Raw genomic sequence first — 1,746 nt, 5'->3', positions numbered from 1 at the left:
AAGCCTTGTACAACACGCTCTTTCATGCGGTCAAAATCTTCTTGGGTGAACGCAGGGTTGAACAGCTTTTCTTTCAATAGCGCTAGGGTTTCATTTAAATGCTTGGTTAAAGTAGACACGTAAACCTGTGAGTATCTACCTGCAGTACTAAATCGGATAGCGCTACCCAGTTTTGCAAGTTCGCTGGCTAATTCTTCGTTGCTGTAATGCTTTGTAGTTTCATTCATAAGTAACGCGGTTAAGTAGGCCGTGCCCGCTTTACCCTCAGGGTCTAGCAACATGCCTCCATCCATACCTAGTGTAAGCGTTACCGTTGGCGTTTCGGTGCTGGTTACGCCAAGTATTTCAATGCCGTTAGCAAGTTCAGATTCCCAATAATCAGGAACTTCCACAACCGGTGCCTCACCGGCTTTCGGCATTACGCTTCTATCAAAGCTAGGGGCTGTATTGGTAGATAGGGCACTGGAAACGGCTTCATTTTCAGACACTTCTACCGTATCGATTTCAATATTTCTCACTGGACGTTCAAAGGTCTGCTTAGCTGCAGCGAGCTGAGCCTGCCCTTTGGGCACCACGCTTAACACAATGCTGTTGGCGTCTTTAATATATTTGTTGTAAACACGCATAACGTCTTCAGCAGTTACGGCGTTGTAACGCGCAATATCTTCGGCAATCAAATCTGGCGTTTGGTAAAAGGTTTCGTTAGCGGCGAGGGCTGACACTTTGCCAGATACACTTTGTAAGCCAAATACCGTACGCGCTTCAATTTGTCCTTTTGTACGCGCTAAATCATCTGCCGTTACACCACGTGTCTCAAACTCTTTTAGGGTTTCATTCAGTACGTTCTGGAGAGTAGAAAGTGAGGTAATTTTTGCAGGGTTAGCCAAAGCGAGTAGCTGGAATTCACAGGCAAGTTCGCGGCAAGGGTGAGACACCACGGCTTGCACCGCCATGCCTTCTTTCACTAGGTTTTTGTAAAACAGTGAGGTTTTTCCACCGCCTAAAATATCGGCCAACACGTCCAGTGGCGCTTCGTCTTCATGGCGACCATACACTGTAGGATAAGTTATTTGCAGAAGCGGAAGATGAACTTTATCTTCTAACGTTACATAACGGGTTTCGTCTAGCGTTACTGGCTGAGGCTCAGGCTCTTCTACTTTCGGTCCTGTTGGGATTTCCCCAAAGTACTTATTCACCCACGCTTTGGTTTTGGCTACGTCGATATCGCCACCAATAGTTAGGACCGCATTGTTCGGGCCATACCAGCGCTTAAAAAAGGCTTTTAGGTCATTGACGTCAACGCGGTCTAAATCTTCTACATAGCCGATAGTCATCCACGAGTATGGATGCCCTTCAGGATATAGCGCTTCACCATTAAGCTCGAAACGCAATCCATAGGGCTGATTGTCCACACGCTGCGCACGCTCGTTTTTAACCGTTTCTCTTTGGTTTTCAAACTTAGTTTGGTCTACGGCCTCTAAAAGATAGCCCATTCTGTCAGACTCTAACCAAAGGACTTTTTCTAATTGGTTGGCAGGCACTGTTTCAAAATAGTTAGTGCGATCGGTATTGGTTGTGCCATTTAAGTTACCGCCCGATTCTGTAATAACCTTAAAATGCTGCTCATCGGCAACGTGTTTTGAGCCTTGAAACATCATGTGCTCAAAAAAGTGAGCAAAACCCGATTTACATAACTCTACACGCCCACACCTGTCTCTTATAAACATAAGACGCTGCCGAAGAAGA

The 1,746-nt window shown here is 45.9% G+C and carries 1 protein-coding gene; it reads right to left on the bottom strand.

Annotated elements, in window-relative coordinates; all coding sequences use genetic code 11:
• Positions 1–1,727 (bottom strand): M16 family metallopeptidase (locus QVA83_RS00980; protein ID WP_287498013.1); only part of this gene is annotated, 1,727 nt, incomplete at its 3' end.
• Between the last annotated feature and the right edge of the window lie 19 nt (positions 1,728–1,746).

It is taken from the genome of Alteromonas sp. AO-Serp (assembly GCF_017849675.1).
Classification (GTDB): domain Bacteria; phylum Pseudomonadota; class Gammaproteobacteria; order Enterobacterales; family Alteromonadaceae; genus Alteromonas; species Alteromonas macleodii.
Note: the sequence above shows the minus strand (reverse complement) of the source record. Positions and strands in the feature narration are given on the sequence as shown.